General features: G+C 69.8%; 7 protein-coding genes and 1 pseudogene. All 8 read right to left on the minus strand.

Annotated features, from left to right (window positions below):
* Window positions 1-463: pseudogene (locus tag HMPREF0321_RS05540) on the minus strand (hypothetical protein); the annotation flags it as partial.
* Window positions 464-478: 15 nt separating this feature from the next.
* Complete coding sequence (locus tag HMPREF0321_RS14765) at window positions 479-1,348, minus strand: phosphatase PAP2 family protein (protein WP_006944846.1); 870 nt, start codon at window positions 1,346-1,348, stop codon at window positions 479-481.
* A 147-nt stretch (window positions 1,349-1,495) separates the two neighbouring features.
* The gene (gene guaA / locus HMPREF0321_RS05550; protein WP_006944852.1) at window positions 1,496-3,073 is read right to left on the minus strand and encodes a glutamine-hydrolyzing GMP synthase; all 1,578 of its coding nucleotides are present in this window, start codon (window positions 3,071-3,073) and stop codon (window positions 1,496-1,498) included.
* 66 nt (window positions 3,074-3,139) lie between these two features.
* Entirely contained in the window at window positions 3,140-3,508 is a 369-nt protein-coding gene (locus HMPREF0321_RS05555) for a DUF3817 domain-containing protein (protein WP_006944851.1), read from the minus strand.
* Window positions 3,505-4,431, minus strand: a complete 927-nt coding sequence (locus HMPREF0321_RS05560) for an SURF1 family protein (RefSeq protein WP_006944845.1) — start codon at window positions 4,429-4,431, stop codon at window positions 3,505-3,507. Before HMPREF0321_RS05560 ends, HMPREF0321_RS05555 begins: the two co-directional genes overlap by 4 nt.
* A gap of 63 nt (window positions 4,432-4,494) precedes the next feature.
* A complete protein-coding gene (locus HMPREF0321_RS05565; RefSeq protein ID WP_006944848.1) occupies window positions 4,495-6,261 on the minus strand; it encodes a GMC oxidoreductase in 1,767 nt (588 codons plus the stop codon).
* Complete coding sequence (locus tag HMPREF0321_RS05570) at window positions 6,258-7,838, minus strand: succinic semialdehyde dehydrogenase (protein ID WP_006944850.1); 1,581 nt, start codon at window positions 7,836-7,838, stop codon at window positions 6,258-6,260. Before HMPREF0321_RS05570 ends, HMPREF0321_RS05565 begins: the two co-directional genes overlap by 4 nt.
* A 157-nt stretch (window positions 7,839-7,995) precedes the next feature.
* Window positions 7,996-8,400, minus strand: a 405-nt coding sequence (locus tag HMPREF0321_RS05575; protein WP_006944847.1) for an IMP dehydrogenase, incomplete at its 5' end; no start/stop codon positions are given.

The following is an 8,400-nucleotide window of genomic DNA, read 5'->3' on the forward strand; positions in this document are numbered from 1 at the left end:
GGGGGGGCCCGAGGGCGGCAGCGCTCGTCAGCGCGAGCGTGGCGTGCCCACTGGGCAGCGTCGCGACCTCAGGCGTGAGCACCCGGGCGAGCAGCAACTTGGCCGCCTGCGTGCTCAGATTGGCGCCGGCGATGACGAGCAGAGCGGCGGCGGCGCGCGGGGGCGTCACAGCCCATGCGCCGCCGCGGCGCAGCAGCGAAACCGGGAGCGCCACGACCGCCACGACAGCGACCACGAGCGCCCCGCGCGGTACCCACCCGACGCAGGCCGCGATCGTCTCGAACGTGCGGCCCGTACCACTCAACGCGTGCATGCCGTCCCGGGCCCTGCTGACCCCGCCCGGGAGATCACGCGCCATCGCCACGATGCCGACCACGACGGCTGCGAGCAGCATCATGAACGCGGCCGGCACGAAGCGCCGACCCCACGACCGCACCGCGTCGCGCGGCACACGGGCCACCATGGTCTGCTCGAGACCTCAGCCGACGGCGTCGTCGGCGGCGGCGCTGATCCACGCCAGCGTGAGCGCCGCCGTCACGGCGATGCTCACCAGGGGGACGAACGCCAAGACGAGCGAGACGTCGTGATCGAGCGGACGCACCCCGAGCGCGACGAAGATGAGGCCGACGCCGATGCTGCCCGCCAGGCTGAGCACGGGTCGCACCGCGTACGACGTGTCGCGCGGATGACGGCCGTGCTGGACGCGCTGCACGACGCCCAGCGCGATCGCGGCGAGGAACGTGGTCAGCAGAAAGGCCGCGATGACGTCGGCGGGCCGGTGCCAGTGTCCGACGAGCGTGCCCGCGCCGACGAACGTCACCCCGAAGCCGGCGAACGGCAGCAGCCATCGCCTGGCGCCCACGGGCGCGACGATGAGGGCAGCCGTGGCGATGCTCATCGCCACCGTCGAGTGCCCACTTGGCAACGAGTTCGACCACCAGTGTGGTTGCGTGGGCCAATAGGCCTTGAACAGCTGCGTCGTCACGTTCGCCACAGAGACGACGCAGACGGCCGCCGCCGCGAGAGCGAAACGGCGTCGCACGAGTGCGATCACGACGAACGCGAGCAGGAACGCGCCTGTGCTCGCGATCGTGATGTACGTCAGGGTGTCGACGATGTGCGCCCAGGCTCGCGCGCTGGAACCGGTGCTCAGGCGCGCGCGTTCGTCCCACATCTGGCCGCGTGCCGTTCGCGTGAACACCCACAGCACCAAAAGGAACCCGGTGAGCGATACGAGCGCCATGGTCGTCACCGAGCAGACGAGACGACGCACGGACTCCGGGATGTCGCCGGCCGGCTCGGCGTCGTCGCCAGCGCGTGTCGCGCCCACGAGGTCATCGGCGCTCATCGCGCACCACCGCCGGGGCGTGCCGACCTGCCGGGCCGATCGTCGTGACCGCGTCGAGGACCACCGGGATGCGACGACGGCGCAGCCGTGCGGGCTGCGCCGTCGTCGTGCGTGAGCTCAGGAGGCATCATGCCGTCACCTTCGAACTCACTCCCACTCGATGGTGCCCGGCGGCTTGCTCGTCACGTCGAGCACGACGCGGTTGACGTCGGCGACCTCGTTCGTGATGCGGTTCGAGATCTTGGCGAGCACGTCGTAGGGCAGGCGCGTCCAGTCGGCCGTCATCGCGTCCTCGCTCGATACGGGGCGCAGGACGATGGGGTGACCGTACGTACGGCCGTCGCCCTGCACGCCGACTGAGCGCACGTCGGCGAGCAACACGACGGGGCACTGCCAGATGTCGCGGTCGAGACCGGCGGCCGTCAGTTCTTCGCGGGCGATGAGGTCGGCAGCGCGCAGGATCTCGAGGCGCTCGGCCGTCACCTCGCCGATGATGCGGATGCCGAGGCCGGGGCCCGGGAACGGCTGGCGCCACACGATCGCCTCGGGCACACCGAGCTCGAGACCGACCTGACGCACCTCGTCCTTGAACAGCGAACGCAGCGGCTCGACGAGCGTGAACTGCAGGTCGTCGGGCAGGCCGCCGACGTTGTGGTGGCTCTTGATGTTGGCCGCGCCCGTGCCGCCGCCGGATTCGACGACATCGGGGTACAGCGTGCCCTGGACGAGGAACTCGACGGGGTGCTCGCTGCTCGACTCAGCGCCGACGATGTCGCGCGCGGCCTGTTCGAAGACGCGGATGAACTCGCGACCGATGATCTTGCGCTTCGTCTCCGGGTCGCTCTGACCCGCGAGCGCGTCGAGGAACTGCTGCGACGCATCGACGACGACGAGGTCGACGCCGGTGGCGGCGACGAAGTCCTCCTTGACCTGCTCGGCCTCACCGGCGCGCAGCAGGCCGTGGTCGACGAAGACGCACGTCAGTCGGTCGCCGATCGCCTTCTGCACCATCGCCGCGGCGACCGAGGAGTCGACACCACCGGAGAGGCCACAGATCGCGCGGCCCTCACCGATCTGCTCCCGCACCTGCTCGACGAGCTCCTCGGCCATGTTGGCGGCCGTCCACGTCGCCTCGAGGCCGGCGCCCTTGAGCAGGAAGTTACGAAGCACCTCCTGGCCATGGGCGGAGTGCAACACCTCGGGGTGCCACTGGACGCCGAACAGCTTGCGCGCCGGATCCTCGAACGCCGCGACGGGCGCGCCGGGTGTGCGGGCACACACCGTCATGCCCGCGGGAGCCTCGGTCACGCCGTCACCGTGCGACATCCACACGTTCTGCTCGGCGGGCTGCCCCGCGAACAGGACGGACTCGGTGTGCGTGATCGTCGCCGTCGTGTTGCCGTACTCACGACCACCCGTGTGGCCGACGGTGCCGCCCAGAGCGTCAGCCATCGCCTGGAAGCCGTAGCAGATGCCGAACACGGGCACGCCGGCCTCGAGCAGCGCGACGTCGAGCGACGGCGCCCCCTCGGCGTACACCGACGACGGCCCGCCCGACAGCACGATGGCCGCGGGCTCCTTGGCCAGCATCTCGGCGGCACTCATCGTGTGCGGCACGACCTCGGAGTAGAGGGCGCACTCACGCACGCGTCGCGCGATCAGCTGCGCGTACTGCGCGCCGAAGTCGACGACGAGAACGGGATGATCCTGCAGATTTTCGGTCACGTCACTCATCCTATCGGCCGGGGCGACAACCCCGGAATCACGCGGTTATCGGACGCTGCCAGCCGCTCAGCGGGTGGGGAGTGCCTCGAGATCGCGCTCGACCTCACCGCTGATGCGGCGCTCCACCCAGAAGGACAGGAACGGGACGCAGCCGGCCAGGATGACGAGCACCATCTTGCCGATCCCCCAGCGCATGGCGAAACCCAGATTCGCCGTCGCGGCGACATAGACGAGGAAGAGCAGACCATGCGGTTGCGGCCACCAGTCGAGGGCGTGGTTGTCGAAACCGTAGTGCAGCACCATCTCGAGCACGAGAACGAGCAGGCCGATACCGACGATGAACGCGGCGACCTTGAAGAACTTGAGGGCAGAGCGAGCCTTGAGTGCGTCGATGCGCACCACGGGGCGGCCGGGGGTGGGAGCAGGCTTGGTCACGGCGTTTCCTTTCGTGTCGCCGGGCGCATCGCGCCCTGTTCGGCGAGGGTTTCGGGAGCCGACGACGCCCGGGCGGCACCGTCGTCGGGCTGGTCGAGATCGTCAGCGGCGTCGCCCTCGCTGCGTGCGGCGCGCACGTCGGGCGCATCTGTTGCCTGCGGCCCGTCGGAGATCGCGGCTTCGGCGGCCGCCCGGTCGTCGAGGTATTCCTCATGCAGGATTCGCAGCCACATGAAGACGGCGAAGATCGCGAAGATCCACCACTGCCACGCATAGGCCGCGTTGCGCAGATCGACCTTCGTGGCCTTCGGCACCGGCGGCGGAATGTGCTGCACGACAGCGGTTCCCGACTGCGGCGCCGCGGCCGGCGCCTGCTTCGTCGAGAAGACGAAGCCGTTGTAGACCTTGCCGCCCCACTCGTTGAGCAGCCGGCCCATGTCGATCGTGCCGATCTGACCCTCGGGAAGTTCACCGAGCGTCGAGACCGATTCACCGGGCGCGAGCGCGCCCTCGATCGTGACCGTGCCTGACGTCGGCGCGGGCAGCTTCGTCGTCTGCGTGACGAACCCGCGCACCACCGGGATGCGCGCGCCCGTCGTGTCGACGACGAGCGGTGTCATGAGCCAGTAGCCGTTCTTGCCGTCGAGTACGCGGCCGGCGACCAGTTCGGTCTTCGCGGCGTCATAGTGGCCGGTCGCACGAATCGGCTGCAAGGAGCGCCCGTTGTCGAACGTCGTCTGCGGTTTCAGGACGTCGTCGAGTGGTTCCACAGCGCGCCCGTTGCTCTCCTCGAGGACCTGCTGGTTGGCCCTGTTGTGGGCCGTCTGCCACTGCCAGTTGCCCAACCAGACGAAGGCTGCCGTCAGAACGAGCATGACGACGAACAACCGCAGGAGGCGGGGTTTCATCGCGGTTCGCAGCACCGACTCAGCCTACGGGGTCGAACTGAACGTTGCCTCAGACGGGTCGCTCTGCATTGTGGAGCGTCATGGCGTCACGTCGACGGCGCCCCTTTCACCACCGGCAAGCCCACCGATGCGCGGCATTCCGACGTCGACGACCTGCCCGGGCACACGACCCGGCGCCATGTCGAGCCTGACGTACTCCTCACCCGGCGCTGGGCGCTCGTCCCGCTCCCCCTTGGCCGGCCACGCACTCATCGCACGTTCGGCCTGGGCGGTGATCGTCAGCGAAGGATTGACGCCAAGGTTCGCGGAGACAGCCGAACCGTCGACGATCGACAGAGTCGGGTAGCCGTGGACGCGGTGATACGCGTCGATGACGCCCGTGCCCGGCCCGTCGCTGATCGGTGCGCCGCCGAGGAAGTGCGCCGTCATCGGCACCTCGAACAGCTCGTTCCATGTGCCGCCCGGCACCGCGGTGCCCTTGACGGCCTTCTGCAGCTCGCTCGCCATCGCGTGAATCGCCTTGTGCCCGCCAGGAATCCACGACGGATTGGGTTCGCCGTGGCCCTGCGCGGACGTCAGCTTCCACCCGCGGCGCGTGCGCTGCGGTGAGACGTCGATCGAGTTGTCGAGCGTCTGCATGACGAGGGCGATGACGGTGCGCTCACTCCAGCCGCGCGGTACGACGGTCTTGAGCAGCGTGCCCGGGCGCTTGACGAACTCGCGCGCGAAGGCACGCGTGCGGCTCGGCACGTCGCCGGGGATGAGCAGGGTGGAGAAGAAGCCCATCGCGTTCGAGCCCTTGCCGTAACGGCAGTTCTCGACGTGCGTCGTGGCGTCGACGTGGAAGCTCGAGGTGATGGCGACGCCCTTCGTCAGGTCCGCGCCGCGCGGTACGTCGACGAGGGCCGCACCACCGAGTTCTTCGGAGTTGGTACGCGTCAGCTTGCCCAGCCGCGGCGACAGGTGCCGCAGGCGCCCCTCGGCCCGCAGCGTGTGCAGCAACGACTGCGTCCCCCACGTCCCGGCGGCGAGGACGACGTGGCGGGCCGTCATCGTCCGGCGATCCCGGCGCAGCCACGCGCCGGTGCGCTCACTCGTCACGCGCCAGCCGCCTTCGCCGTGCTCACCGATCGGTTCGAGATCGACGACGGTGCGCATCGCCTCGATGCGTGCGCCGGCCCGTTCGGCGAGGGGCAGGTAGTTCTTGAGCAGCGTGTTCTTCGCGCCGACGCGGCAGCCGACCATGCAGTTGCCGCACTCGGTGCAGCCGGTGCGCGCCGGGCCCTCGCCCCCGAAGTAGGGGTCGTCGACGCGCCCGCCGGCGCGTCCGAAGTACACGCCGACCGGCGTCTTGCGGAACGTGTTCTCGACGCCGAGGCTGCGGGCTGCGTCGCGCATGACGTTCTCGACGACGCCCTCGCACGGGTTGGCCTCGACGACGCCGAGCATCTTCTTCGCCACGGTGTAGTGCGGCGCGAGTTCTTCCTGCCAGTCGGTGATGTGCGCCCACTGCGGGTCGTCGAAGAACGTCTTCGGCGGCACGTAGAGCGTGTTCGCGTAGTTGAGGCTGCCGCCGCCCACGCCCGCGCCGGCGAGGATGACGGCGTGCGGCAGCTTGTGGATGCGCTGTACGCCGAAGCACTTGAGCTTGGGCGCCCAGACGTAGTTGCGCACGTCCCAGCTCGTCTTGGCGAACTCGTCGTCACGCCGCCGCGGGCCGGCTTCGAGCACGACGACGTCATAGCCCTTCTCAGCCAACCGCAGCGCCGCGACCGAGCCGCCGAAGCCGGAGCCGATGACGGCGACGTCGACGTCCATCGCCTGATCGCGCGAGGTGGTGTTCATGACAGGCCCGCCTTCTTCATGACGCGCAGACCCGTGCTCAGGGCGCGGGCGAACTGTCGCTGCGACACGCCCTTCGGCACGCCGAAGCCCTGCAACCGCTGCACGCTGACGTTCTGGATGTCGGTGTACTTCGTGATGCCCTCCGCGCCGTGACGCCGCCCGAGGCCGGAGGCCTTCATGCCGCCCATCGGCGCGCCGTTGCTCGCGTAAGCGGCCGCGTAGCCCTCGTTGACGTTGACGGTTCCGGTGCGGATGCGGGCGGCAATGGCGCGCCCGCGCGCGACGTCCTTCGTCCATACGGAGGCGTTGAGGCCGAAGTCTGTGTCGTTGGCGAGGGCGACGGCCTCGTCATCGCTGCTCACCCGGTACACGCTGACGACGGGCCCGAATGTCTCCTCGTCGCGGCACAGCATGCCGTCCGCGACGCCGTCGAGGACGGTCGGTTCGTAGCAGTACGGGCCGATGTCGGGGCGAGCCTTGGCTCCGGCCAGCACCGTCGCGCCCTTCGCGACGGCGTCGTCGACGTGCTGCGTGACGCGTTCGAGCTGGTCGGCCGAGATGAGGCTGCCCATGTCGTAGCCCCAGTCGAGCGCCACGCCGATCTTCATCGCTGCGACGCGTTCGAGGAAGCGTCGCAGGAACTCGTCGGCGATCTTCTCGTGCACGACGAGACGCTCGATCGAGATGCACAGCTGGCCCGCGCTCGCGAAGACGGCGCGCTGCGCGCACTCGGCGGCGCGCGTCAGGTCGGCGTCATCGGCGATGTACATGGCGTTCTTGCCACCGAGTTCAAGCGACGCGCTCTTGAGCCGCTCCCCCGCGTCGCGCGCGACGATGCGGCCCGTCTTCGTCGAACCGGTGAACATCACCGAGTCCGCGTGCTCGAGCACCGCCCCGCCGACGTTCGGCCCGTCGCCGAGGACGACCTGGAGCAGCCCCTCGGGCAGGCCCGCCTCGTCGCACAGTTCGACGGCGCGCAGGCACGTGAAGCTCGACTTCTCGTCCGGGCGCAGGACGACGGCGTTGCCCGCCGCGAGCGCCGGCAGCGCGTCCGTGATCGACATCGACAGCGGGTAGTTCCATGGCGCGACGATGCCGACGACGCCCTTCGGCAGATAATGCGTGCGCGCCTGCGTCAGCACCGGGAGCGCGCCGAGGGCTTTGCGCTCGGCGAGATAGCTCGGCGCCTTCTTGGCGTAGTGACGGCACACGCCCGCGGTGTCGAGCACCTCCTCGAACGCCTGGATGCGCGCCTTGCCCGACTCGATCTGGATGAGGTCGAGCAACTCGTCCTGGCGATCGAGCACGAGGTCGTGCAGCCTCGTGAGGAACTCGACGCGTTCGCGGACGTCGCGCTGTGCCCATTCCTGCTGCGCTGCGCGCGCCCGTTCGTAGGCGGTGACGACGTCGTCGGGCGTCGACGTGGGCAGCGCGCCGATCGTCTCCCCCGTCAGCGGCGTCATGCGTTCCTGCGCCGGGCCGCTCGCGACGACGCGGGCGCTCATGCGTCGGACGGTCGCCTCGTCGAGAGCGAGCGGACGCTGCGGGCGAGGCTGGGTGTGCAGTGAAGGCGTCATCCCCCCACTGTAGATGTGACCTCCGACACCGTGGTTACTTTCGCGTACACCGTGCACATGGCGGGCGCCGTCGTGCGCTCTGCCGACGCGATGCGTCCCTCGACGCAGCACGCCCCCGCTCTTCGAAAGAGCGAGGGCGTGCCGGGTGGGGTGCGGGTCAGCTGCGCTGGTAGGGCGCGACGACGAGTTCGACGCGCTGGAACTCCTTGAGGTCGGAGTAACCGGTCGTCGCCATCGCGCGCTTGAGGGCGCCCATGATGTTGGTCGTGCCTTCGGCGCTCTGGCCGGGGCCGTCGAGGATCTGCTCGAGCGAACCGACGGTGCCGACCTCGACGCGCTCACCGCGCGGCAGCTGGCTGTGGTGCGCCTCGGGTCCCCAGTGGAACCCGCGGCCCGGCGCCTCCTCGGCACGCGCGAGGGCTGCGCCGAGCATGACGGCGTCAGCGCCGCACGCGACGGCCTTGACGATGTCGCCGGATGTGCCGACGCCGCCGTCCGCGATGACGTGGACGTATCGTCCGCCCGACTCGTCGAGGTAGTCGCGGCGCGCCGCCGCGACGTC

Origin of the sequence: Dermacoccus sp. Ellin185 (genome assembly GCF_000152185.1) — a bacterium.
Taxonomy (GTDB): Bacteria; Actinomycetota; Actinomycetes; order Actinomycetales; family Dermatophilaceae; genus Dermacoccus; species Dermacoccus nishinomiyaensis.